Here is a 26182-nt window from a genome sequence, read left to right on the forward strand (position 1 = left end):
AGAAAGCGAATACAATGTTTCTTAATTATTGTTTTCTTGAGAAAATATGCAAAATACTTTTTTTGACGATAAAAGGAAATAGAGAATGTTTGCCGAATGTGCTAAAATGACTTTATTAAGGATGTGAAGCGATGGAATTTTTATTGCAGGATGCAATTCTATATATATCGTTTGTAACGACAGCACTTTGTTTATTAGAAGTTTTCTTCCTTGCTAACGTTTCTCGCTTTGTGCGTCAGCAAGCATCGAGCGGTAGACAAAGAGCTTTTGCGTTAGTTGATACATGTGAAGATAGTGCGGGAAATGTACCGCTATTTTCGATTTTTTATAAATATGGAATGATTCGTTCTGTACGCAGACAAGAATCAAGTGAAGAGAATGACGAGGTTGGTCCGTATACACCAATGTTTCGCTAAATAATTACGAAACATTGGAGGAATGAACATGTTAAAATCATACCGAGCTGTGCTCGTTAGTTTATCATTATTACTTGTTTTTGTTTTATCTGGTTGCAGTAATGCAGCCCCAATTGATGCACATAGTACCGGAATTTGGGATCATTATTTCGTATATCCAATTTCGTTTATGATTCAATTTGTTGCTCATCATATACCGGGAGCTAGCTTCGGGATTGCTATCATTATTATGACGCTCGTTATTCGTTCAGCAATGATTCCATTAGCTGTTTCGCAATATCGTAGCCAAGCGAAAATGAAAAAAATGCAACCTGAATTACAGAAGCTAAAGAAAAAATACGGTGATGTAAGTAAAGATCTTGAAAAACAAAAGCAGTATCAAAAAGAAATGTCAGAACTAATGAAATCAGGCGGTTGGAATCCACTTGCTGGTTGCTGGCCAATCTTTATACAAATGCCGATTTTCTCTGCTTTGTATTATGCGATTAGCCGAACAGAAGAGATTCGCACATCTTCGTTTTTATGGGTAAACTTAGGACATGCAGATCCTTATCATATATTACCGATTATCGCAGCGTTAACGACATTTATTCAGATGAAAGTTTTCCAATCTAATATTACACCTGGAGAACAAGTACAGATGCTGAAAATGCAGCAAATTATGATGCCGGCAATGATTTTATTTATGGGATTTGCGGCGCCATCAGGTCTTGTGTTGTACTGGATAACAGGTAACTTATTTACAATGACACAAACAATTGTATTAAGAAGAATAATGGAACGTGAAGAATTACAATTACAAAAAGCATAGAACAACGCCGCTCGGGATGAGCGGTGTTTTTTTGTTAAGGCGTTAAGGAAATTTTAAGAAACCAACATTACTATAGGCATTGTATACGAAAGTGTACATGCTTTAGAAATATGAAGGAGGAAATTTCCTATGAAGAAGAAAACAGTTGGGTATTTAGCGATTGCAGGTGCTTTATCATTCGGAATCATTGGAGGAGTCGGTATTCCGGCATTCGCGGCAACGAATACTCCAGCACCTGAGCAAGCGACAAAAACGGCGAAAAAAGATTTAGATGATGCTACAAAACAAAAAGTAAAAACGATTATGGACGATACAAAGAAACAGTTGGAGGAGCTAGGTGTAAAGCTTCCAGAGAAAGAAAAACGTAAAGATATGTTTGCGGGATTAGATGATCAAACGAAAGAAAAAGCGAAATCAATTGTAGAGCAAGAAAAGTCTGGAAAATTAACACGTGAACAAGCAAAAGAAGAATTAACAAAACTAGGCGTGAAGTTCCCAGAAAAGGGTAAGCATGGAGACATGTTTGCTAACTTAGACGAAGCAACAAAAGAAAAAGCAAAATCAATTTTAGAGCAAGAGAAATCCGGCAAATTAACACGTGAACAAGCAAAAGAGGAATTAACGAAGTTAGGCGTGAAAATGCCAGAGAAGGGTAAGCATAAAGACATACTTGCTAACTTAGATGAAGCAACAAAGGAAAAAGCAAAGTCTATTTTTGAACAGGAAAAGTCCGGAAAATTAACACATAAGCAAGCAAAAGAAGAATTAACAAAACTAGGCGTGAAGTTCCCAGAGAAGGGTAAGCATGGAGACATCTTTGCAGGATTAGATGAGGCAACAAAAACAAAAGCACAAGCGATTTTAGATAATGAAAAGAAACAATTAGAGGCATTAAATGTGGACCTTCCGCATCACAAGTTTTTTATGAACAAAGAAGATAAATAAGCGAATTATGTATCTTTCGTGTGGGCAACCGGAAGGTATGTATGTGGGGAGACTTTCTTTTAGAAAGTCTCCTCTTACTTATTGTCGTTTTTTGTTGGTAAATCGATATATTTGAAAAATCGCTGATATAATTTTTTGCCGCTACACTGTTCCGAAGATACTAGGGAATTAGAGAAGTATCGTAAATTCTGTTATAATATAAGAAGAGAAACATTTCGTATGTTATATAAAAAATATATTGATTTTTTCTAACAATTCAATATAATGAACAATAACTACAAAATTCGACATCAAGAAGTGATGATGAGGACACGATCAATTTTTTACGATTCTCAGAGAGGGAAGCCTTTGGCTGTGAGCTTCCTAATACGAAAAAATGGATTACCACCTCTGAACTGCAGCAGTGAACGAACATCTAGTAATTGCTTGCCGGCAAAAACCGTTATTTAGACTTGAGAAATTGGTGAAGTGTGTTACTTTACGAATTGAAACAAGGGTGGAACCACGAATATAACACTCGTCCCTTTTTTAGGGAGGAGTGTTTTTTTATTTCATTTTTGCATCACACTAGGATTGGAAGGAGGATACGCAGCATGCATCATGATGAGAAGAACAAGATTGGTTTAACGGTAGCACTTTCTATCGTAGTAGGAACGATTATTGGATCTGGTGTGTTTATGAAACCAGGGAGCGTATTAGATTACTCGGGGAGTTCTAATATGGCGATTCTTGCTTGGGTAATTGGTGGTCTGTTGACGCTAGCAAGCGGTTTAACAGTAGCTGAAATTGGAGCGCAAATCCCGAAAAATGGTGGGTTGTATACGTATTTAGAGGAGATTTACGGAAGTTTTTGGGGATATTTATCAGGCTGGATGCAAACGATTGTTTATGGACCAGCTATTATTGGAACGTTAGGGTTGTACTTTAGTTCTTTAATGATTAACTTCTTCTATTTAGATAAAGTATGGAATTTACCAATTGCAATTGGAACTGTTGTGTTCCTTGGTGTTGTAAATAGTATGGGAACAAAATACGGAGGTATCGTCCAAACAGTTACGACAATCGGGAAAATGATTCCGATCGTATTAATCGTCGTGCTAGGTTTTTGGAAAGGAAATAGCGATATCTTTAATGTAGTTGTGCCGATATCTGAAAATCAAAGTATCGGTATGGCAATTTTAGCAACATTATTTGCTTATGACGGCTGGATCCTGCTTGCGTCAATTGGCGGAGAAATGAAGAATCCAACAAAGTTATTACCGAAAGCAATGACAGTTGGGATTTTAATTGTAACAGCTGCCTACGTATTAATTAATTTGGCATTATTAAATGTATTACCAGCAGTGGAAATTGTGGACCTTGGAGAAAATGCAACAGCGACAGCTGCGGGCATGCTACTTGGTGAATATGGTGGAAAAATTATTAGTATCGGTATTATCGTGTCTATTTTCGGTTGTTTAAATGGAAAGATTTTAACGTTCCCACGTATCCCGATGTCGATGGCAGAACGTGGACAGCTTCCATTTGCTAAGTTTATTGCAAAGGAAAGCCCAAGATTTAAAACACCAGCAAATGCGATTACTGTTGAAATCATTTTAGGAATTATTTTAATGATTATTAGTGATCCGAATAAGCTATCTGAGATTTCCGTATTCATTATTTATATTTTCTATGTAATGACGTTTATTGGTGTCTTCATTTTAAGAAAACGCAATAAGAATAAAGAGCGTGCATATAGTGTACCGTTATTCCCAATCGTACCAATCGTTGCGATTTTCGGTTCGCTCTTTGTAATCGGTAGTGCAATTATCAATGATCCGGTAAGTTGTTTCTTATCCATTGGAATTGTCTTTACTGGACTGCCGGTATATTGGTATTTAAATAAGAAGAATAAAGTGAAACTTTAATCAGTGGGGGTCTTACTGCTCATTAAAGTCGGACAAAACTGAAGTATCATGATTGAAGGGTAGGCGTATAATACGCCTACCTTTTTTACTGTAAAAAAATTGTACTTGTTTTCAATTTCTATTTTGGTTACTATAGTCGTAGTAACCAAAATAGAAAGCGTGGGGAAAGACTTGAATTTTCGTGTGTATATTTTAGCTATCGCGGCTTTCGTAGTCGGAACGGTTGAGCTAATTATAGGAGGAACGCTTGATTTAGTTGCCAATGACTTAGGAGTATCTATTAGTGCAGCTGGTCAGCTTATAACAATATTTTCAGTAGTATTTGCTTTGTCAGGTCCGGTTTTATTGGCGGTAACTGGAAAGTCTGAAAGAAAAAAATTATATATTGGGGCATTATCAATTTTCTTAATCGGAAATATTATTTCAGCATGTAGTGTGAATTATGGGATGTTAATGTTCTCAAGGGTTATTTGTGCGGCGAGTGGTTCGCTTATTATTGCACTGTCAGTAACACTTGCTTCTAGCGTTGTAGAACCACATTTTCGTGCGCGTGCAATTGGAATCATCTTCATGGGGATTAGTGGCTCACTTGTACTTGGAGTACCGCTTGGCCTTGTACTCGGAAATGCATATGGATGGCGTGCACCATTTGTACTCATTTCGATCTTAACAGTAATGGCAATCGCATGTATTTCATTATTCTTAACGAAAGTACCACCAACATCAGTGCTATCGATAAGAGAGCAAATCGCTACGTTAAAAGATAAAAAAATTGTCAGTGCACAGTTAACGTCATTCTTATTTTTAACGGGTCATTTAACACTATATGCATATTTAACACCATTTTTAAAAGATGTGATGCATGTTGAGGCAAATTGGATTAGTGTATTTTACTTCATTTTCGGAGTTGCAGCAGTAATTGGTGGCGGCTTCGGTGGCTGGCTTGCGGATAAATGGGGATCGAAGAAAAGTATTATCTCAATTATTATCGTATTTGCGTGTGCGATCTTCGTATTGCCAATGATGACATTTTCATTCCCGCTGTTCATTATTATGATGGGAATTTGGAGTATGCTTAGCTGGGCTATTTCACCAGCACAACAAAATTATTTAATTGAAATTGCACCAGAATCAGCTGGTATTCAGCAAAGTTTAAATAACTCTGCCCTTCACTTAGGAATTGCGCTCGGTTCAACGGTAGGCGGAGTTGTTATTGAAAAATCATCTGTTATATACAACGCTTGGGTAGGAGGCGGCTTTATTATATTAGCGCTGCTTTGTGCAATTTTCTCGATTACGAGAGGACGTTCTGCTCAGTTTGCAAAAGAAGAATCTATCGTTTGATAGGTTCTTTTTTATTTGTAAAAAATTGCAGGTTTTGGTAGAGGAGTGGAGAATTTGTATGTAGCGAGGTGATCTATATGTATACAAATTTTTCGATTATTGGCTTTCTAATTTCAATGCTTCCGTTGTTTCTTGTTGTTCTTGCACTTAGATGGGTTCGTTTCATCTATCAAAACTCAGAGAAACAAGTGGAGCAAAATGAGAAAATAATTGAGCTGTTGACGGAGATAAAGGAAAAAGATAAGTAATATATATTCGTTTAAAATTTGTTTCTCATAAGTTATGAAGGCACTTATAAAGTGCTTTTTTATTGTGTTTGAAAATTAAAAATATGTAATGTTCATTTGTCAATAGCAGCATGACAACAAACAATTTTAATGTTGCTTATTACTTTGAAACTTTCTCAACAATTCGACAAGATACTACAAAAAAACCACCTATTCTCTTTTTTTCACTATAAGTACAATGAAACAGTAAGATTGCTTCATGTAGAAATTTATATATGGTGGTGGAGAGAATGAAACGAAAGATGGTAGGGAAATGGTTTAGTTTTTTAAGTGCTCTTATTATTTTATTAGGAATTGCAATGCCGCAAGTGAAGGCAGAAGTAATGAACAGAGAAACATATAAAATGGATTGGAGTTATAGTAAGTCGAAACAGCGTGAAATAAAGACAGAAATAATTAAAACGGCTTCGGGTAGTATTGCGTATTGTTTAACGCCTGATTTGCGTTCTCCAAATGGAGATGATTTGCCTGAGATGGGGAAATCATCTGATGCCGTATATCGTGTTTTATTAAATGGGTATCCTCAAAAAAGCCCATCGGAATTAGGGGTAGTGACAGTAGAAGAGGCGCATTATGCTACACAATTAGCGGTATGGATTGCAGCAAATGAATTAACGGAAGAAGATTTAGTTGCAAAAAATGAACGAGTACATAATCTTATGAAGCGTTTAGTAGAGGTTTCAAAAAAAGAAACTGGATCACAAGATATATTTTTTAAAGTTAATCCTGTAGATCCACAAACTGCTACACAAAAAGGTAATTATTTAGAAACAGGATTTTATGCAGTGCACACAAATGCGATTTCTGGCTCTTATACAATTCTTCCTGAAAATGCTCCTAAAGGGCTTCGAATTGTAAATGAAAATGGAGAAGAAAAAAGTACATTATCAATTAACGAAAAATTTAAAATATTAATCCCGAAAGATACAAGTAGTGGTAATTTTAAAATGAAAGTGAAGTCTACTTTAACAAATTTACAAGCAATAGCTTTTAAAGGATCAGAAAAAGTTCAAAATACAACGGTATTGTTACAAAGAAATAGTGAGAAAATCAGTACAGATTTAGTTGTAAATTGGGAATCAGTAGGCTCTTTAAAGATTATGAAATTAGGAGAAAAAAAGGAATTATTAAAAGGGGCTGTGTTTGAAGTTTCTAATGAAAACTTTAAACAAAATGTTACGACTAATGATAAGGGAATTGCGGAGTTAGGAAATCTTCCAATTGGTATATATAGCGTCAAAGAAATTCAAGCGCCAGCTGGATATGTGTTAGACGGAAGTGTTAAAAAAATTGAAGTGAAAACTGGTGAAACTGCTGTATTAGAGTTGAAAAATGAAAATGTAAAAGGTGAATTAGAAATAACGAAAGTAGATGTAGCGGATGGGAATACAAAATTGCCAAATGCAGAGTTTACAATTTACAACGAACAAGGAAAAGAAGTAGTAAAAGGAAAAACGGATGAAAAAGGTGTAGCGAAATTCAAATTACCATACGGAAAGTACACGTATAAAGAAACCATAGCGCCAAATGGATATGTAATAAATGAAGAAACATTCACATTTGAAATAAAAGAGAATGGAGAAATTATTAAACATATCGTTCAAGATAAGAAAGTAGAAGGTGAATTAGAAATAACGAAAGTAGATGTAGCGGATGGAAATACGAAACTGCCGAACGCAGAATTTACAATCTACAATGAACAAGGAAAAGAAGTAGTAAAAGGAAAAACGGATGAAAAAGGTATAGCGAAATTTAAACTACCATACGGAAAGTACACGTATAAAGAAACCATAGCGCCGAATGGATATGTAATAAATGAAGAGACATTCGCCTTTGAAATAAAAGAGGATGGAGAAATTATTAAACATATCGTTCAAGATAAGAAAATAGAAGGTGAATTAGAAATAACGAAAATAGACGTAGCGGATGGGAATACAAAATTACCAAATGCAGAGTTTACAATCTATAACGAACAAGGAAAAGAAGTAGTAAAAGGGAAAACGGATGAAAAAGGTATAGCGAAATTCAAACTACCATACGGAAAGTACACGTATAAAGAAACCATAGCGCCGAATGGATATGTAATAAATGAAGAGACATTCGCCTTTGAAATAAAAGAGAATGGAGAAATTATTAAACATATCGTGAAAAATAAGAAAGAAGAAAAGACATCGCTTCCTTCTAAGCCAAATAAGCCAACACCGAATGGAGAAGTGAAACCTTCCGCTGATGTGAAGCAGGTGCAACAACCTAGTACTCATAATGAAGTGCGTTTACCAGCTACAGGAAGCGTCGGCAATGAATTTACAACTTTATTCGTTTTAGGAATAGGTTTTATTATTGCTGGTGCTTATGTGTTAAGGTTGAAAAATAGAAAAGAAATGTAGAAAAAACGCCTTGTAATAGAGGCGTTTTTTTAGTATCTCAACTTCATTAATAAATTCTTAATTTCCTCATCTTCCATAAAGAGGTCATGGTGTTTCTGGGTAATCTTTGCAAGTGCAACGTCATGATAGAAAAATTCTGTAAAGAACTTTACGAAAGGTTGTGACATTGTTTTCATCGCTTGCCATGACTCTTGCTCTACGCCAGCAAATAAAATTTCACGGTCGTCAACGATGAGCAGTAAGTATCGCTCTAGCGCGTTAGGCTCTTCCGCTGGGATTAGAAAATGCATGTTTTCTAAGTCTGTTTCGACTTTTCCAACGATAAGGGACTCGGTTTTGACGCCTTGTTTTGCTTTTTCTTCTAATAACGGAAGATATTCTAAAAGAGTATCATTCCAAGCTGAGATAAGAATGGACTTTTTTGCACCTTCGATGAGTTCTTTACTTTGAACTCGAATAGAAGATTGCATTTTTAAGCTCCACACACGGTCATCTGTAAAAGATTTTTTTGATATATTCGTTTCCAATTCTTTAATATTTGATTGAAATTCTGTCGTTAATTTCTCAATTGCTAGCTTGAGTGGTAATGCTGTATACAGCTTTTTCTTTTCTGAAACAGAATCCATTACCATCCCTTTATCGATCAGTCGTGCTAGCACTTCATATATTTTTGCTTTTGGAACACCAGAATGCTTCACGATTGTTGTAGCATCTAATGGTTCATTGCTCGATACGACAACTTCATAAGCTTGGCTTTCATATTGTGAGAAACCGAATTTTTGTAACATAGTTCCCTCCGAACGAATGAGATTATATTTTAAGGATAATGAACTATTTGTTTTTGCACAAGTGGTAGTGGGTTTTCTACTCAAATTGAGATGAGAATTAATTTCAATTTTTTAATTTTATCCATTATACTTAATATATTGATTAATATGATTGCGATACAACGAGAAGGAGATGTTTGGGGGAAGATGTTGAGAAGTTTACGTTTAAAAATTGCGGTAGTATTTTCGGTGCTTATTTCTATGATGTTCGTAATATTAGGTACAGCTATGTATCAATTGCAGAAAGAGAAGGAAGTGCGCTCCTTAGATCAGTATTCTCAAAATACGATGGATCTTGTGACAGAGCAACTTACGACATTTGTTCAAAGAACGGATGAAGACATGGGGTATTATGCGAACAGTGAGATGATTCGTAATATGCTTCAAGACGGAGTTACTCCAGAAGAGGAAGCATTTTTGACGAAAGAGTTTTCGGAGTACAAAAAGAATCATCCGGGCATTTTAGACTTATATATTGGTACGAAAGATAAAAAAACATTAAGTGCCAATCTTGCTGAAGGTGGAAAAGTACCAGAGGGATATGACCCAACGACAAGACCATGGTATAAAGACTCAGAAGCTGATGTGAAGAAAGTTCACTGGGGACAACCTATGTATGAAATTGCAACAGGTAAGTTAAGCGTGGGAGTTTCTAAAGCCATTACGGCTCAAGATGGATCTGTATTAGGTGTTGTGGCAATGGATGTATCGCTCGGAACAATTCAGAAATTACTTCATAATATTCAATACAATAACGGCGGAGAAATGTTTATTATAAATGATAAAAATATGGCTCTTGTTTACCCAGAGAAAGTAGGTAAAGATGTTTCAAAAGAGGCACTTGTGAAGAGTTTAAATAAAGATGTAACAAAGTATGCTGTCACTACATTAAAAGGTGAAGATGTAGTTGTATATAGTCAGTCATTTGATTTGATGAAATGGAAGATAGGAATTTTTTATCCGAAAGAAACAATTGATGGGTTATTACATAGTACGAGAAATACAGTCGTTATAATGGCATGTATTAGCTTATTAGTTGGAATTGCAGCTTCATACTTGTTCTCAAGAAGATTAGCAAGACCGCTGCAACTATTAACGAATCACGTTCAAAAAGTAGCAGAAGGTGATTTAACGTTGCAAATGAAAGTGACAAGTAAGGATGAAGTTGGAGAACTGACGAACCATTTTAATCATATGGTTGAGCAAATGAATGAAATGGTAAGCAAAATTAAAAATAGTGTATCAACAGTGCAACAATCAACGAATAATCTACATTATTTAACGAATGAAACTGTAGCAGCTAGTAGAGAAGTGTCAGGTGCAATGGATGATGTGAGCGGAGGAGCGTCCACTCTTGCTAATAGTGTCGATGAAGTTTCAGAGCAGCTCGAGAATATGGCACAGTCAGTGGAACAAATGAATAACTCTGTTGGGGAAATAAAAGGTGTGGCTGGCAAAGCTGAAGAGGCATCTAAGCAAGGATTAAATACGATGCGCAATTTAGTTCGTACGAGGAGCCAATCCTCTTCAATTGTTGTTCATACAGAGGAAGCATCCGGAAAGTTAGAGCAAAGGGTTGGATCGATTCAAAATGTTGTAGAGCTTATAAAAGGTATTTCGGATCAAACGAATTTACTTGCTTTAAATGCTTCAATCGAGGCAGCACGTGCGGGTGAACAAGGTAAAGGCTTCGCTGTTGTTGCGGAAGAAGTTAGGAAATTAGCGGAACAATCAAAGGATGCAACAGTAGAAATTGCGACGATGATCGGTGATGTACAAGTAGAAGTAAGAAGAGTAGTAGAAGTTGTAAGCAAATTGAAAGACATTGCGGATATACAAAATAAAGTTACGACAGAGGCAGAAACGGAATTCCGCACAATTATGTCAGTTGTAAATACGATTAGTACGTCAGTGGAACAAATTGTAGAAGAGGTATATAATATCGGTCACGAGCAAGGAGAAATTACAGCGGTCATGCATACAATTGCTGGTACGAGTCAAGAAAGCGCAGCTGTTTCGGAAGAAGTAAATGCTGCAACTGAATCACAAGTGAATCATCTAGAAAAGGTAGCTCATACGATGGAAAGTTTGACCGAGCATATGAGAGACTTAGAAAGATTAGTTGAGCAGTTTAAAATAGAGGAATAACAAATTAGTAAAATGATGAGTATTTCGGTAAAATAGACAATGGATATATAAGAAGCAATTATAGGAGGAAGACTACTATGGCAATTGTTGACGTATCGATTATTCCAGTAGGAACAGGTAATCCAAGTGTGAGTGAATATGTAGCAGAAGTACAAAAGGTGCTAGAGAAAAATGCAGATCGCGTGAAGTATCAATTAACACCAATGAATACAATTATTGAAGGAGATCTTCCTGTCATTCTAGAAGTAATTCAACAAATGCATGAAGTTCCATATGCGAAAGGTGCGCAGCGCGTTGCGACAACAATTCGTATTGATGATCGTCGCGATAAAGTAAGCACAATGGAGAAGAAATTAAACTCTGTTCGATCAAAATTATAAAGAAAAGCAGCGATCTTCGCTGCTTTTTTCATATAGGAGGTAGATAAGATGAGTGAAAAGTTTAACGAACAATTTGACGGGTTGTTAGAGAAATACACGGAACTATTACTTGGAGAGAGCAATGAAGAGAGAAAAGAACAGGTGCAGAAGTGGGCACTGTATTCTTACATAGCCAAGACGATGCCGGCTTTAGTGAAGCATTGGAATGAAACATATCCTGATGCGAAAGAAGAGATGGTACAGTTAATTACAGATATTAAAAGGCTGAATGAAGAGAAGAGAAATGAGCAATAAAAAAACTTGAGGCAAATATAATCTCAAGTTTTCTGTATTAATATCCTTGTATAATTTACATGGAATATAAAGGGTTTTATAGGCATGTCGAATATTTTCGACATGCTTATTTTGTGCCTAGTAAACTCCATTTTTCTAAATGTCGAAAAATATTTCAGACATATTTATAAGCGAGAATATAGGGTTTTAAATGTTTTTATAGTATTTTATAAATTATCTAAATAATTATTTGTATCCAATAATTTTAAACAATGATATAATTTTGAAGAGGGGTAAAAAACAGATAAATTAAGTCATAGGGGTGAATTACATGGAACAATTAATGCGAAATTCGTTTCTTTTCTTATCTAAAAATAAAGCGCTAACAAAACTGGCTAAAAAGTACGGTTTACGCTTTGGTGCAGGTCGCTTTGTCGCAGGGGAGACAATTGAATTAGCGACAGCAGCTATTAAACAATTGAACAAGCAAGGACTTTGTGTAACAATCGATTATTTAGGGGAATTCGTTGATAATGAAGCGGAAGCAAATGAAATGGCTAACCAATCGATTGAAGCGATCCGTGCTATTGGAAGAGAAGGTCTTGATTCGCAACTTTCTTTAAAAATGACTTCTATGGGATTAGATATCTCTGATGAAATCGTAATGAACAATATGCGCCGTATTTTGGAAGCTGCAAAAGAAAATGGTGTGTTCGTTACCATTGATATGGAAGACTATACACGCTGCGGAAAGACAATTGATATCTTTAAACAGTTAAAATCTGAGTACGATAATATTGGTACAGTTATTCAAGCCTACCTATATCGTACAGAAAAAGATATGGAAGAATTAAATGCTTATAGTCCTAATTTACGTCTTGTAAAAGGAGCTTATAAAGAACCTGAAGAGGTAGCGTTCCCGGATAAGAAAGATGTAGATGATAACTATAAAAAAATTATTAAAATGCACTTATTAAATGGAAATTATACTGCAATTGCTTCACATGACGAAGCGATTATTGAATATACGAAAAAACTTGCCGAAGAACACAACATTCCAAGAGACCAATTTGAATTCCAAATGTTATATGGTATTCGTAATGAGCGTCAACTTGAGCTAGTAAAAGAAGGGTACAAAATGCGTGTTTACGTACCTTATGGAAACGACTGGTATGGCTACTTCATGCGTCGTCTAGCAGAGCGTCCAGCAAACGTTGCGTTCGTATTAAAAGGTATGATTAAAAAATAACCAAGGAGAAAATACTCCTTGGTTATTTTAATTGCTGAAATGCGTAATGTGCCATTTTCTTTGTATCAGGATACAGTTGCTTGCGAGTAGAAGATAATACAACATTAATGACGCGTTTACCATCTTTCTCATCTACTGTTACGACCGTATATTTGCCGAGTGCCGATAGACCGCTTTTACTTCCAATTGCATATGGATCGTCATATAGTTCTTCTCGTCCATAGTTTGCGATGTTTGGAGAGCGTTCTGAAGTATGTAGAGTTGTACGTGTTGAATTCATATATTCTAAAACAACTGGGTACTTTAATGCTTCTTTCGTAATCATAGCAATGTCATATGGTGATACTTTATTTCCGAGTGCATCAGCACCACTTGCGTTTTTGAAAGTCGCATGCTTTGTACCAAGTTCCTTCGCTCTAGCATTCATCATTTTTACAAATTCATTTTTTGATCCTGCAATATGTTCTGCGATGGATTCAGCTATTGGATCTGCACTAATGATAAGCATCAGTTTTAATGCCTCATCACGCTTTAACTTTTCCCCAGCACGAAGTTTAATTTTTTTACTTTGACTTTCTGTTTTAATTGCGTTCTCTGTAACTGTAATTTCTTCGTCTTCTTTTACATTCTCTAGTAAAAGAAGGGTTGTCATCATTTTGGCTATACTAGCCGGATAAGAGCGTTCGTCTTCTCGTTTTCCATACAAAATTTCACCTGTGTCTGCATCGATTGTAACGGCGTATTGTCCAGTGATACTAGGTTGATCGGATCTTACAGCTTGCTGTCTTTGTGCGTAAGAGAAGAAAATCATCCCTGTAAATAGTGTGGCAATCATTACAATCATAACTATTGTTCGTTTCATCATCGTTCCCTCTTTTGTTTTCCATATGTACAAATAAATTGGGCAGAAAAAGTAGCCATTACCCATTATGCCACGTTCTCTGCCCAAAAATATAGCGTTATTTTTCGCCCATATTATGCTTCTTATATTGCTGGTTATTACCTTGACGGCCCTTTTCCACACCGTGATTATGCGGACCTGCATTTCCAGTTACGCTTGCTGCACTAATTCCAGCCTTTGAAGGGTTCTTCTTAAGTTTTGCCATATATATTCCTCCAGTTTCGTCAGATTATAAAAAGGGAAAGTGTATTTTAGTGAAGAAAATACATATATAGCATGGGCAAATAAAAGAAAAATATTTATTTCAGAAAATTTTATCAATAAATATATTGCGAAAATTTAAACAGTATCATATATTTATTAGTAGAGGCTCACTCATTGATTGCGACTTATGTCGAAAAATTGAATGAGCATTCATTCAAGAATAGGGGGAGAAATGGATGTTCCAAATTAAAAAGGCTGCTGTTCTAGGTTCAGGCGTAATGGGTTCAGGGATTGCGGCACACTTAGCTAATATTGGTATTCCGACATTATTGCTTGATATTGTACCACCTGCGCTTACGAAAGAAGAAGAAGCGAAGGGACTTACATTAGAACATAAAAGTGTGAGAAATCGTTTTAGTAATACGGCACTGCAAAAACTATTAAAGCAAAAACCAGCTCCTCTGACAGTGAAAGGAAATCTAGCACTGATTGAAGCAGGTAACTTAGAAGATGATCTTGAGCGTCTAGCTGATGTAGATTGGATTATTGAAGTAGTAGTTGAAAACTTAGATATTAAAAAGAAACTATTTGAAAAAGTAGATGCTGTTCGTAAACCGGGTTCTATTGTAAGCTCCAATACGTCAGGCATTTCAGTTGAAAAAATGGCAGAAGGTCGTTCAGACGACTTCCAGAAACACTTCTTAGGCACACACTTTTTTAACCCACCACGATATTTAAAACTTCTAGAGGTAATACCGACGAAAGAAACTGATCCACAAGTATTAAGCTTCATGAAATTATTTGGCGAAGACGTTCTTGGAAAAGGCGTTGTTATCGCAAAAGACACACCAAACTTTATTGGAAACCGCATCGGTACGTATGGTTTACTTGTAACTCTTCAAGAGATGGTAAAACGCGGCTATAGCATTGGGGAAGTTGATTCTGTAACAGGCCCGCTTATTGGTCGTCCGAAGAGCGCAACGTTCCGTACATTAGATGTTGTCGGTTTAGATACATTCGTACACGTTGCAAATAACGTATATGAAAACGTACAAGAAGAAGAGCGCGATGTATTTAAAGTACCAGCTTTCATGCATGACATGCTTGATAAAAAATGGCTTGGAAGCAAAACTGGTCAAGGATTCTTCTTAAAACAAGGAAAAGAAATTTTAGAATTAAATCCTGAAACGATGGAATACGAAGCTCGCAAAAAATTAAAAGCTGCATCTATCGAGTTAAGTAAACAAGAAAAAGGTTTATCGAATAAATTGAAAGCGCTTGTATACGCGAAAGACCGCGCAGGAGAGTTGTTATGGAACATCATTACACCGACTCTTTTATACTCTGCAAAACTTCATAAAGAAATTGCTGACGATATCGTTGCAATCGACCAAGCGATGAAGTGGGGCTTCGGCTGGGAGCAAGGACCGTTTGAAGTTTGGGATGCAATCGGCGTTGAAAAGTCCGTTCAAAAGATGGAAGAAAACGGCGTAGTTGTTCCGACTTGGGTGAAAGAAATGTTAGAGAAAGGTTTCACTACTTTCTACAAACATGATAACGGAGATAGCTATTATTACGATAATGGTGAATATAAGCTAATTGAGCGTAATAAAAAGGCAATTTCTCTTAAACAATTAAAAGCGAAAAATGGTGTGTTAAAGAAAAATAGCGGAGCGAGCTTAATCGATTTAGGCGACGGTATTCTTTGCTTAGAATTCCATTCGAAGAGCAATGCGATCGGTATGGATATTACGCAAATGATTAACTACGCTGTTGATGAAGTAGAAAAGAATTACAAAGGTCTTGTTATCGGTAACCAATCGAAGAACTTCTGCGTTGGTGCGAACCTAGCAATGATCTTAATGGAAGCGCAAGATGACAACTACTTTGAAATTGAGTTAGTTGTGAAAAACTTCCAAGATGCAATGACGAAAATTAAATACTCTTCTAAGCCAGTTGTAGCAGCACCATACGGTATGACGCTTGGTGGAGGTACAGAAGTTTGCTTACCAGCAGCTAGCATTCAAGCTTCTAGTGAAACGTATATGGGCTTAGTAGAAGTTGGTGTTGGCTTAATCCCTGGCGGAGGCGGTAATAAAGAGCTATATATTAAACACTTAAATAAAATGGCAAACGGCGTAGAGTTTGATCTGCAAAAAGTTGCAAATAAAGTGTTCGAAACAGTCGCAATGGCGAAAGTTTCAACTTCAGGACAAGAAGCATTTTCTCATAACTTCTTAGGTGATAAAGACGGTATTAGTGTGAATGGTGATCACTTACTATACGATGCAAAACAGAAAGCACTTGCTTTATATGAAGCGGGTTATAAAGCACCGATTCGTAAAAAGATACCGGTTGTTGGTGAAACAGGATATGCAACTCTTGCACTTGGTGCAGAAGCAATGCACTTATCTGGTTACATTTCAGAGTACGATCTTCACATTGCGAAGAAACTTGCATATGTCATTGCGGGCGGAAAAGTGCCGTACGGAACAGAAGTTGATGAGCAGTATTTATTAGATGTAGAACGTGAAGCATTTATTAGCTTAGTAAGTGAGATGAAATCACAAGCAAGAATGCAGCACATGCTTGTAAAAGGAAAGCCATTACGTAACTAATAACGAGGGGAGATATCGTTCATGAGAGAAGCTGTCATTGTTGCGGGAGCAAGAACACCAATTGGAAAAGCAAAGAGGGGTTCATTAAAAACAGTTCGTCCTGACGATTTAGGGGCGTTAGTAGTAAAAGAAACGTTAAAGCGTGCGAATTATGAAGGACCAATCGATGATTTGATTTTCGGTTGTGCGATGCCAGAAGCAGAGCAAGGTTTAAATATGGCTCGTAATATCGGGGGATTAGCAGGTCTTTCTTACGATGTTCCAGCTATTACAATTAACCGTTACTGTTCTTCAGGTTTACAAAGTATCGCTTACGGAGCAGAGCGCATTATGCTTGGTCACTCGGAAGCGGTATTATCAGGCGGAGCGGAATCAATGAGTTTAGTTCCAATGATGGGACACGTTGTTCGTCCAAACAGTCGCCTTGTAGAGGCAGCTCCAGAATATTATATGGGTATGGGACATACAGCAGAGCAAGTTGCTGTGAAATATGGAATTTCTCGTGAAGAGCAAGATGCATTTGCAGTAAGAAGTCATCAACGCGCTGCGAAAGCATTAGCTGCAGGTAACTTTGCCGATGAAACAGTATCTGTAGATGTAACGTTACGTACTGTTGGAGCAAACAACAAATTACAAGAAGAAACAATCACTTTCGCACAAGACGAAGGTGTAAGAGCAGAAACGACATTAGACATTTTAGGTAAATTACGTCCAGCATTTAACGTTCGCGGTTCTGTAACAGCTGGTAACTCTTCACAAATGAGTGATGGTGCAGCATCTGTACTATTGATGGATCGTGAAAAAGCAGTAAGCGATGGTATGAAGCCACTTGCGAAATTCCGTTCATTTGCAGTAGCGGGGGTACCACCAGAAGTAATGGGAATTGGCCCAATCGCTGCCATTCCGAAAGCGTTAAAATTAGCTGGTTTAGAACTATCTGATATCGGCCTATTCGAATTAAATGAAGCATTCGCTTCACAATCAATCCAAGTTATTCGTGAACTTGGTTTAGATGAAGAAAAAGTAAACGTAAACGGCGGTGCAATCGCACTTGGACATCCACTTGGCTGTACAGGAGCAAAACTAACACTATCTCTTATTCACGAAATGAAACGCCGCAACGAACAATTCGGTATCGTAACAATGTGTATCGGCGGCGGAATGGGAGCAGCAGGAGTGTTTGAATTACTATAAAAAGTGGAAGTGGCTTGCTCAGAACAGGAGGGCGTTGGAGGCCCTGACGAAGAGGCGCTTTTTGCCTCACAGGAAGGGATGAAACGACCGACTGTTCTAGCCACTGGAACTGGATTATGAAAAAAAGTAGAAGCGGCTCGCTTAGAATGTGAGGGGGATGGAGCTTCAGACGTAGAGGCGCTCTTTGCCTCGCAGGAAGAAGCGAAGCCACCGAACATTCTAGCCGCTGGAACTGGATTATAAAAAAGTAGAAGCGGCTCGCTCAGAACGAGACGTCACCAATGCAAAGAATGGAAGCAACAAAGGTTTATAAAAACAAAAGGGAGAGCTAGCTTCTTTCAAAACGGAAGAAGCGGCTTATGAAAATATGAAGGAGGAAATTTTCATGGAAAAAACAGTAGGAAGTGCGGTTAAAGGCGGTAGCTTTTTAGTAGATGAGATTACGATTGATCAAGTGTTTACGCCAGAAGATTTTTCATCTGAGCATAAAATGATTGCAAAAACGACAGAGGACTTTATCGTAAATGAAGTTCTTCCAGAGCTTGAATATTTAGAGCAACATGAGTTTGATCGTTCTGTTCGTCTTTTAAAAGAAGCTGGGGAACTTGGTTTATTAGGCGCTGACGTACCAGAAGAGTACGGTGGAATTGGTCTTGATAAAGTAAGTTCAGCGTTAATCGCAGAGAAATTCTCTCGCGCTGGTGGTTTTGCAATTACTCACGGTGCTCACGTAGGTATCGGATCTTTACCAATCGTATTATTCGGTAACGAAGAGCAAAAGAAAAAGTATTTACCATTACTTGCAACTGGTGAAAAATTAGCTGCATACGCATTAACAGAGCCAGGTTCAGGATCTGATGCATTAGGTGCAAAAACAACTGCACGTTTAAATGCAGAAGGTACACATTACGTATTAAATGGTGAAAAACAATGGATTACAAACTCTGCATTTGCTGACGTGTTTATCGTATACGCAAAAATTGATGGAGAGCACTTCTCAGCATTTATCGTAGAGAAAGAATATGCTGGCGTATCTACAAGCCCAGAAGAAAAGAAAATGGGTATTAAATGTTCTTCAACTCGTACGTTAATTTTAGAAGATGCATTAGTACCGAAAGAGAACTTACTTGGTGAAGTTGGTAAAGGTCATATTATCGCATTCAACATTTTAAATATCGGTCGTTATAAATTAGGTGTTGGTACAGTTGGATCTGCGAAACGTGCAGTAGAAATTTCAGCACAATATGCAAACCAACGTCAACAGTTCAAACAACCAATCGCTCGCTTCCCATTAATTCAAGAGAAACTTGCGAATATGGCAGCGAAAACATATGCAGCTGAAAGCTCTGTATATCGTACAGTAGGTTTATTTGAAAGCCGCATGAGCACATTATCTGAAGAAGAAGTGAAGGACGGTAAAGCAGTAGCAGCTTCTATCGCTGAATATGCAATCGAGTGCTCTTTAAATAAAGTTTTCGGTTCTGAAGTACTAGACTATACAGTAGATGAAGGTGTTCAAATTCACGGTGGTTACGGATTTATGGCAGAGTACGAGATTGAAAGAATGTACCGCGATTCTCGTATTAACCGTATTTTCGAAGGAACGAACGAAATTAACCGCCTAATCGTACCAGGTACGTTCTTACGTAAAGCGATGAAAGGTGAATTACCACTTCTTCAAAAAGCACAAAAATTACAAGAAGAGTTAATGATGATGATGCCAGAAGAAGTGGGCGATGAGCCATTAGCACTTCAAAAATATTTAGTAAGTAACGCGAAGAAAATTGGCTTAATGGTAGCTGGATTAGCTGCTCAAAAATACGGTAAAGCATTAGATAAAGAGCAAGAAATTCTTGTGAATATCGCTGACATCGTAAGCAACCTATACGCAATGGAGTCAGCTGTTCTTCGTACAGAAAAAGCAATTAAAGCAACTGGTCTTGAAAAGAATAAACAAAAAGTGTTATACACTGAAGTATTTTGCCAAGAAGCATTCAACGAAATCGAAGCAGATGCGAAAGAAACACTTATCGCAGTTGAAAACGGCGACATGCTACGCATGATGTTATCATCATTACGTAAATTAACTCGCCACACACCACTTAACGTAATTCCGAAGAAACGTGAAATCGCTGCGAAAATTTTAGAAGATGAGCGTTACACAGTTTAATATCTTTAAAGAACAGTAGTCGTTTATACGACTACTGTTCTTTTTTTTTTGAAAAAAAGAAATTTTTAGTGACATAAAACTAATGCCATTAGTATAATGAAACTAATAGTATTAGTTTTTGTGAAAAGGGAGATGGAAATATGAGAATGATGCATGAAAAAACGGTATATCAATTGTCATTTTTGCCAAGAGTGTTTCCTGTGAATTGTTACTTTGTGGAGGAAGAAGATGGTTTAACTTTAATTGATGCGGCTTTGCCATATAGCGCAAAAGGTATTTTACAGGCGGCTGAAAAAATAGGGAAACCAATTACTAAGATTGTATTAACACATGCGCATGATGATCATATCGGTGCATTAGACGCATTAAAGGAAGTACTCCCTCATGTTCCAGTCTATATTTCTAAGCGGGACGCAAAACTGTTAGAAGGAGATACGACGCTACAAAAGGATGAACCAAATATACCGATAAAAGGCGGCGTACCTAAAAAGGTAAAAACGGTACCTGATGTTTTATTAGAAGATGGCGACCGAGTTGGATCGCTTCTTGCGATTATGACACCGGGACATACGCCAGGATCCATGTCGTTTCTTGATGTACGAAATAAAGCTCTTATTGTTGGGGATGCATTTCAAACAAGAGGAGGTATGGCTGTTTCGGGACAAATGAAATTTTGGTTTCCGTTTCCTGCGATGGCAACGTGGAGTAAAGAAGTCGCATTACAAAGTGCAGAGAAGTTAAGAGAATATGAGCCGTCCTTGCTTGCGGCAGGGCATGGGAAAATGATAAGAGATCCAGGTGCTATCATAGAGCTTGCTATTAAGGAAGCAAAGCGGAATATAGAAAGTAGAAAAGAGGGGTAATTTATGTCACCGAGAATCGGACTTACATTACAGAAAATTGTAGAAACAGCAGCAGAAATTGCAGATGCAAATGGAATACAAGAAGTAACGTTAGCTTCATTGGCGCAAACATTAGGGGTACGTTCCCCCTCGCTGTATAATCATGTGAAAGGCTTACAAGATGTACGAAAAAATCTTGGTATTTATGGAATCAAACAGCTGTATAACAGACTGGAAGAAGCGGCCGAGGATAAACGGATGGATGAAGCAATTCATGCTTTAGGAGAAGCGTATGTAGCATTCGTACGTAAACATCCTGGACTGTATGAAGCAACCTTTTTACGAGATGAAGAAGTAAGAAAAGCAGGTGACGGGATTGTAAAGCTTTGTCTGCAGGTGTTACAACAGTACGGCTTAGAAGGGGAGAATGCACTTCATGCGACACGTGGATTCAGAAGTATTTGTCATGGGTTTGCGTCGATTGAACAGCAAGGTGGATTTGGTTTGCCACTAGATTTAGATACAAGTTTACATGTATTATTGGAAACGTTTATTAAAGGATTACGTGAATGAGAAGCAAGGCAAACAAAAACCTTAGAAGTGATTCTAAGGTTTTTTAGTGTATATGATTCGAAAAGAACAGTAGGTAGATTAAAGTTTCACTTTATTGTTGTTAAAAATAGTTTACATGATGTTAAAAATAATTTACAATTAAAATATAGAAAATAATGTAAAAAGAGGAGAGATTATGAAACAGAGTGGAAATTTAAAAAATAATCTCGTTGTACTTAGAGCAGAAAAACGCTGGTCACAAACTGATTTAGCGAACAAAGCGGGGGTAAGTAGACAAACGATCGCCTCAATTGAAGCGAATCGTTACAATCCATCTTTAATTTTAGCTTTTGAAATTGCACATATTTTAGGTAAGGAGTTTCATGAAGTTTTTCAATATAAAATAGAGGGGGAAACGGAATGAGCATTGTAATAGGGATCATAATCTCAGTAGCGGGACTAATAGGTGTTTTATATTCAACACGTTTTCAGAAGAATGAGGGGGAAGATGAAAGAGGCGAGCATATTACAGGGAATGCAGCTAAAATTTCATTATTTGTATTTTTATTTCTATATTTAGTTATCTTTTTAATTGGGAATGTATATTCATTGACAGGTGAACAGTATAAATTAGCAAATGCATGTTTATTAGCTGGAGTACTTTGTTCTTATGCTTTAACTATTGTAGTTTTGAAAAGAAGATATTAGATGAGAAAGAGCCTCTAGTGGTTTAGAGGCTCTTTTTTGTTAAATGATATTATTTAGCTGGTTTGAAAAATGTATATATCGCTAAGAAAAAGCAAACAAAACTGAATGCGATAGGATCTTGATATGGACTAGGCTCAGAGCCCTTCTGGATTTCTGTAAGGAAGTCATGTGTTTTCATGTTCATTGCTCCTTTAACTAATAAGTTTTATATGATGCGAGGGTTATGGTGGATAGGAATTGTTTTTTGAAATTTCATATAATAATTATTGCATAGCAATCCTATTCCTAAAACTATAAAATATAAAGTTTTCATAATATGTAAAATTGCATATTATTCTTTTTGTAAATTTTGTTATATTATCTATATATTTGAATTTAAATATTTCGATAAGGTAAATGAGAATGACTGGAGGGATACTGTGAGTAAAACAGTGTTAGAAACGTATAGTGTGGAAAGAAAAATAGAGAATATAACATATAAAAATCTATTTGTAATGATAGCAATGATTATAGGGATTTCACTCCTAGGAGGACTATTCCTTGGTTTAGCCTTTGGGATTTATGGAGAAGAAGCATTAAGTACTAAATTAGAAGGATATTATTTGCTCTTATTCGATGCAATTGTGGTTGTTATCGTTTTATTAGCTTATAAACCAGTTCTTCATTTTATTAAATCTATTTGGGATTTATCCGTTTTGAAGAGTTGGAAGACATATTTATATCTACTAATTGGCTTTATTGTCATTGCGTTATCACAATATTTAATGTTACATGTATTTAGTTTTGAAAGTGCAGCAGAACAAAAGAAACAATTAGGGAGTTTAGGGCTTCAAAATAGCATACAAAGTATTATATATGTGCTAAGTGTCGCTATCATTACACCGATTAAAGAAGAAATTCTATTTCGAGGTATTTTATATCGATTTTTAGAAAAGAAATATAATTTTTTAGTTAGTATCATTATTTCTTCCTTCATTTTTGGAATTCTTCATGGGGGTCTTTTAATTACGGCAACGATTATGGGGATGGTATTTGCGATGTTATACAAAAAGACGCAATCTATTATACCTAGTATTGTCTTACACATTGTATGGAACTTACTTGTGAGTATAAGTATGATTGTATCTCTATAAAAATAAATACATAACCAGTATAAAAGATGAATGGCTTAGCTATTCATCTTTTATTTTGTATGCACGTGAAAAAGTTAATTCATGTATACAATTAAAAAATAGCTAAATACTAACAGTGAACGAATAAAGAAAGGTAGGAGTATTCTATGCAAAACTTAACAGAGCTTGAAGTAGAAAACTTACGTCATTTGATCGGTGGACACGCAACAATTATTAACAAGTTGGAGCAGTATGCACAGACGTGTACAGATCCACAATTGAAACAAATGTTACAAAAGGATGCGCAAGATGCACGAAATACGAAGCAACAATTAATGACTTTCCTAGGATAGGAGGAAGCGGAACATGAATGAAAAAGATATGGTAAATGATTATTTAGCAGGATTAAATGCAAGTTTAACAAGTTATGCAAATTATATTGCTCAGTCTGATAATGAACAATTACACCAAACGTTAATCCAAATTCGTAATCAAGATGAAATGCGCCAACGTAATATGTACGAGTACGCAAAGCAAAAAAGTTATTACAAACCGGCAGCACCTGCGAATCCAATGATTGTGCAGCAATTAAAAAGCCAATTAAGTGCGGAATAATGGAATGACAAAAAACGGGCGAATGAAGTCGCTCGTTTTTTTGTTTTGAGCATGTCAATAAATATAAAATAAATATTTTTCCAGTTGTAACAAATATGACGAAAATGGAATATAACAATTCACAAAAAGGACAAAAAGTTTGTTCAATATTTCACAAAGTATCCATGGTTTATATCGTGGGAACCTCTATAATTAGGAGTGTAAAGAACAAAAGAAATAGATTATATGATCAATTAGGAGAGATTGCTATGAAACGAAATACAAGAAAAATTGCAATTATCGGTACTGGATTAGTTGGATCAAGTTGTGCATATTCCATTGTGAATCAAGGCATTTGCGAAGAGCTATTATTAATTGATATAAATCATGAACGTGCAGTTGGGGAAGCAATGGATTTATCACACTGCATTAACTTTACAAATACAAGAACAAAAGTATATGCGGGAAGCTATGAAGACTGCAAAGATATGGATATCGTTATTATTACAGCAGGACCAGCACCAAAGCCTGGACAAAGTCGCTTAGATACTTTAGGAGCGAGTGCGAAGATTATGGAAAGTGTTGTTGGCAGCGTAATGGAAAGTGGATTTGATGGTATTTTCTTACTTGCATCGAACCCAGTTGATATTATTACGTATCAAGTGTGGAAATTATCTGGATTACCTAGAAATCGTGTGATCGGCACTGGTACATCACTAGATTCTTCTCGCTTACGAACAATTTTATCTGAAATGTTACATGTAGACCCTCGTAGTATTCATGGGTATTCATTAGGAGAACATGGTGATTCGCAAATGGTTGCTTGGTCTCACGTAACTGTTGGTGGAAAGCCAATTCTACAAATTTTAGAAGAGAAAAAAGACAAATTTGGTGAAATAGATTTAGATGAAATTGTTGAGAAGACTGCAAAAGCTGGATGGGAAATTTATAAACGAAAAGGTACTACTTATTACGGAATCGGAAATTCTCTAGCATATATTGCGAGCTCAATCTTTAACGATGATCACCGTGTCATTGCTGTATCGGCCATTTTAGATGGGGAGTACGGTGAATACGATATTTGCACAGGAGTACCAGCTATTATTACTAGAGACGGTATAAAAGAAATTGTGGAACTAAACTTAACAGAGGATGAAGAATCTCGATTCGCAAAATCAAACGATATTTTACGTGATTATATGAAAACAATTGGTTACTAACTTATAGGAGAAGGTGAAACAAATGAAGGAATATATAATGTCTCGTGTATTTAAAGCATCTGCTGGAATCGCACAAGGTATTTTCGTATCCCTTGGAATTGGTTTACTAATCGAAAATATAGGAAGAATTGTTGATATTCCGTTACTTATTACAATCGGAGTTGTTGCAAAATCACTTATGGCACCAGCCATTGGTGCCGGAATCGCTTTTATGCTCGGTGCAAATGGTCTTGTAATCTTCTCGGCTATGGTAGCTGGAGCGATTGGTGCTGGATCCATTTCAATTACTGAAGCAGGTCTAATTATTAAAACAGGTGAGCCAATCGGTGCATTATTAACAGCGACTTTGGCTGTATATATTGGTAAACGTTTAAGCGGGAAAACTGCTTTAGATATGATGCTCGTTCCATTTGCGGCCATATTAGGTTCTGGTTTAGTCGGTATTTGGTTATCTCATAATATTACTCCTGTTTTAAATACAGTTGGAGCATTTATTAAAGATAGCTCAGCTGGTAGCCCGTTCATCGCTTCTATCGTCATTGCAGTCGTTTGGGGACTATTACTTATCTCTCCAGCTTCATCAGCTGCGTTAGCAATTGCACTTAGCTTAGATGGTGTTGCAGGTGGTGCTGCTCTTGCAGGTTGCGTTGCCCAGTTTATCGGATTTTCTGTAATCTCAGCGAAAGAAAATAATTTAGGCGGCATATTAGCTCAAGCACTTTGTACTCCGAAAGTACAGTTGCCAAATATCACTAAAAATCCAATGATTCTCGTCCCAACTGTTGTCGCCAGTGCGATAGTTGGTCCAGTATCCGCATTAATTTTTCAACTGGAAGCAGGAAAAGAAATTGCAGGTCTTGGATTAAGTTCTCTTATCGCACCAATTAATTTAATTTCCAGCGAAGGATGGGAAGTTGTCCCAGCGATGGTAATCACTTATATCGTCATTCCAGTAGCTGTTTCTTATATACTTTACATTGCTCTTAAAAAAGCAGGTCGTATTCACTCTGGTGATATGACTGTACCACAATCTTAAATTGAAAATCTCCTTTTATATAGAGAAAAGCAGACTGTAGAAGCCACAGTCTGCTTT

27 protein-coding genes and 1 other annotated feature are annotated in these 26182 nt (G+C 36.6%); of the genes, 23 read left to right on the forward strand and 4 right to left on the reverse strand.

The window, feature by feature from the left end; genetic code table 11:
• The first annotated feature begins 131 nt into the window (after positions 1-131).
• The 7 genes from ACZ76X_RS19670 (at position 132) to ACZ76X_RS19700 (ending at position 8097) form a co-directional block, all read left to right on the forward strand.
• Positions 132-416 (forward strand): hypothetical protein, encoded by a 285-nt coding sequence (locus ACZ76X_RS19670; protein ID WP_000394930.1) that lies wholly within the window; start codon positions 132-134, stop codon positions 414-416.
• A 28-nt stretch (positions 417-444) separates the two neighbouring features.
• Positions 445-1227 carry a membrane protein insertase YidC gene (gene yidC, locus ACZ76X_RS19675; protein WP_044791216.1) on the forward strand — a complete coding sequence of 261 codons (783 nt, stop codon included), beginning with the start codon at positions 445-447 and terminating at the stop codon, positions 1225-1227.
• A 129-nt stretch (positions 1228-1356) separates the two neighbouring features.
• Entirely contained in the window at positions 1357-2172 is an 816-nt protein-coding gene (locus ACZ76X_RS19680; protein WP_479851443.1) for a hypothetical protein, read from the forward strand.
• 291 nt (positions 2173-2463) lie between these two features.
• Positions 2464-2700, forward strand: a binding site (T-box leader).
• A gap of 65 nt (positions 2701-2765) precedes the next feature.
• Positions 2766-4079, forward strand: coding sequence for an APC family permease (locus ACZ76X_RS19685; protein ID WP_479851444.1), 1314 nt, complete (start codon positions 2766-2768; stop codon positions 4077-4079).
• A 99-nt stretch (positions 4080-4178) separates the two neighbouring features.
• A complete protein-coding gene (locus ACZ76X_RS19690; RefSeq protein ID WP_479851445.1) occupies positions 4179-5423 on the forward strand; it encodes an MFS transporter in 1245 nt (414 codons plus the stop codon).
• 77 nt (positions 5424-5500) lie between these two features.
• Positions 5501-5671 (forward strand): hypothetical protein, encoded by a 171-nt coding sequence (locus ACZ76X_RS19695; RefSeq protein WP_479851446.1) that lies wholly within the window; start codon positions 5501-5503, stop codon positions 5669-5671.
• A 269-nt stretch (positions 5672-5940) separates the two neighbouring features.
• Positions 5941-8097, forward strand: coding sequence for a SpaA isopeptide-forming pilin-related protein (locus ACZ76X_RS19700; protein ID WP_479851447.1), 2157 nt, complete (start codon positions 5941-5943; stop codon positions 8095-8097).
• A gap of 29 nt (positions 8098-8126) precedes the next feature.
• Here ACZ76X_RS19700 and ACZ76X_RS19705 read toward each other — a convergent pair whose 3' ends face one another.
• The gene (locus tag ACZ76X_RS19705; RefSeq protein WP_479851448.1) at positions 8127-8885 is read right to left on the reverse strand and encodes a TrmB family transcriptional regulator; all 759 of its coding nucleotides are present in this window, start codon (positions 8883-8885) and stop codon (positions 8127-8129) included.
• 186 nt (positions 8886-9071) lie between these two features.
• Here ACZ76X_RS19705 and ACZ76X_RS19710 point away from each other — a divergent pair, with 186 nt between their 5' ends.
• The 4 genes from ACZ76X_RS19710 (at position 9072) to ACZ76X_RS19725 (ending at position 12974) form a co-directional block, all read left to right on the forward strand.
• Entirely contained in the window at positions 9072-11072 is a 2001-nt protein-coding gene (locus ACZ76X_RS19710; RefSeq protein WP_479851449.1) for a methyl-accepting chemotaxis protein, read from the forward strand.
• A 77-nt stretch (positions 11073-11149) separates the two neighbouring features.
• Positions 11150-11452 carry an MTH1187 family thiamine-binding protein gene (locus ACZ76X_RS19715; RefSeq protein ID WP_098668808.1) on the forward strand — a complete coding sequence of 101 codons (303 nt, stop codon included), beginning with the start codon at positions 11150-11152 and terminating at the stop codon, positions 11450-11452.
• A gap of 48 nt (positions 11453-11500) precedes the next feature.
• A complete protein-coding gene (locus tag ACZ76X_RS19720) occupies positions 11501-11746 on the forward strand; it encodes a YusU family protein (protein WP_001290594.1) in 246 nt (81 codons plus the stop codon).
• 310 nt (positions 11747-12056) lie between these two features.
• Complete coding sequence (locus ACZ76X_RS19725; RefSeq protein ID WP_479851450.1) at positions 12057-12974, forward strand: proline dehydrogenase family protein; 918 nt, start codon at positions 12057-12059, stop codon at positions 12972-12974.
• A gap of 22 nt (positions 12975-12996) precedes the next feature.
• Here ACZ76X_RS19725 and ACZ76X_RS19730 read toward each other — a convergent pair whose 3' ends face one another.
• Together ACZ76X_RS19730 and ACZ76X_RS19735 are read right to left on the reverse strand one after the other, a co-directional pair.
• Positions 12997-13836: a D-alanyl-D-alanine carboxypeptidase family protein gene (locus ACZ76X_RS19730; RefSeq protein WP_098668809.1), complete on the reverse strand. Its 840-nt coding sequence runs from the start codon at positions 13834-13836 to the stop codon at positions 12997-12999.
• A gap of 97 nt (positions 13837-13933) precedes the next feature.
• The gene (locus tag ACZ76X_RS19735; protein ID WP_001096344.1) at positions 13934-14080 is read right to left on the reverse strand and encodes a YuzL family protein; all 147 of its coding nucleotides are present in this window, start codon (positions 14078-14080) and stop codon (positions 13934-13936) included.
• Between the two features lie 235 nt (positions 14081-14315).
• Here ACZ76X_RS19735 and ACZ76X_RS19740 point away from each other — a divergent pair, with 235 nt between their 5' ends.
• The 7 genes from ACZ76X_RS19740 to ACZ76X_RS19770 all read left to right on the forward strand — a co-directional run bounded on the left by ACZ76X_RS19740 (position 14316) and on the right by ACZ76X_RS19770 (position 22163).
• A complete protein-coding gene (locus tag ACZ76X_RS19740; RefSeq protein WP_479851451.1) occupies positions 14316-16697 on the forward strand; it encodes a 3-hydroxyacyl-CoA dehydrogenase/enoyl-CoA hydratase family protein in 2382 nt (793 codons plus the stop codon).
• A 21-nt stretch (positions 16698-16718) separates the two neighbouring features.
• The gene (locus ACZ76X_RS19745; RefSeq protein WP_001206335.1) at positions 16719-17891 is read left to right on the forward strand and encodes an acetyl-CoA C-acetyltransferase; all 1173 of its coding nucleotides are present in this window, start codon (positions 16719-16721) and stop codon (positions 17889-17891) included.
• Between the two features lie 385 nt (positions 17892-18276).
• Positions 18277-20061 carry an acyl-CoA dehydrogenase family protein gene (locus tag ACZ76X_RS19750; RefSeq protein WP_048528292.1) on the forward strand — a complete coding sequence of 595 codons (1785 nt, stop codon included), beginning with the start codon at positions 18277-18279 and terminating at the stop codon, positions 20059-20061.
• A gap of 140 nt (positions 20062-20201) precedes the next feature.
• Complete coding sequence (locus ACZ76X_RS19755) at positions 20202-20924, forward strand: MBL fold metallo-hydrolase (protein ID WP_479851452.1); 723 nt, start codon at positions 20202-20204, stop codon at positions 20922-20924.
• 3 nt (positions 20925-20927) lie between these two features.
• Positions 20928-21476, forward strand: a complete 549-nt coding sequence (locus ACZ76X_RS19760) for a TetR/AcrR family transcriptional regulator (protein WP_479851453.1) — start codon at positions 20928-20930, stop codon at positions 21474-21476.
• Between the two features lie 175 nt (positions 21477-21651).
• Positions 21652-21879, forward strand: coding sequence for a helix-turn-helix transcriptional regulator (locus tag ACZ76X_RS19765; RefSeq protein ID WP_075312353.1), 228 nt, complete (start codon positions 21652-21654; stop codon positions 21877-21879).
• Positions 21876-22163 carry a DUF2178 domain-containing protein gene (locus tag ACZ76X_RS19770; RefSeq protein WP_098624864.1) on the forward strand — a complete coding sequence of 96 codons (288 nt, stop codon included), beginning with the start codon at positions 21876-21878 and terminating at the stop codon, positions 22161-22163. The genes ACZ76X_RS19765 and ACZ76X_RS19770 overlap by 4 nt, the downstream gene beginning before the upstream one ends.
• 49 nt (positions 22164-22212) lie before the next feature.
• Here ACZ76X_RS19770 and ACZ76X_RS19775 read toward each other — a convergent pair whose 3' ends face one another.
• Positions 22213-22341 (reverse strand): hypothetical protein, encoded by a 129-nt coding sequence (locus tag ACZ76X_RS19775; protein ID WP_002193867.1) that lies wholly within the window; start codon positions 22339-22341, stop codon positions 22213-22215.
• A 241-nt stretch (positions 22342-22582) separates the two neighbouring features.
• Between ACZ76X_RS19775 and ACZ76X_RS19780 the strand changes: the two genes are divergently transcribed.
• From ACZ76X_RS19780 to ACZ76X_RS19800, 5 genes are all read left to right on the forward strand, one after another.
• Positions 22583-23296: a CPBP family intramembrane glutamic endopeptidase gene (locus ACZ76X_RS19780; RefSeq protein ID WP_479851454.1), complete on the forward strand. Its 714-nt coding sequence runs from the start codon at positions 22583-22585 to the stop codon at positions 23294-23296.
• A gap of 146 nt (positions 23297-23442) precedes the next feature.
• On the forward strand, positions 23443-23628 hold the full coding sequence (locus ACZ76X_RS19785) for a hypothetical protein (RefSeq protein ID WP_001180555.1): 186 nt from the start codon (positions 23443-23445) through the stop codon (positions 23626-23628).
• 13 nt (positions 23629-23641) lie between these two features.
• Positions 23642-23890 (forward strand): spore coat protein, encoded by a 249-nt coding sequence (locus tag ACZ76X_RS19790; protein WP_001002987.1) that lies wholly within the window; start codon positions 23642-23644, stop codon positions 23888-23890.
• Positions 23891-24138: 248 nt separating this feature from the next.
• A complete protein-coding gene (locus ACZ76X_RS19795; protein WP_479851455.1) occupies positions 24139-25089 on the forward strand; it encodes an L-lactate dehydrogenase in 951 nt (316 codons plus the stop codon).
• Positions 25090-25111: 22 nt separating this feature from the next.
• On the forward strand, positions 25112-26125 hold the full coding sequence (locus ACZ76X_RS19800) for a PTS sugar transporter subunit IIC (RefSeq protein ID WP_000666177.1): 1014 nt from the start codon (positions 25112-25114) through the stop codon (positions 26123-26125).
• The last annotated feature ends 57 nt before the right edge of the window (positions 26126-26182 follow it).

The sequence above is a fragment of the Bacillus sp. BC05(2025) genome (assembly GCF_056725905.1).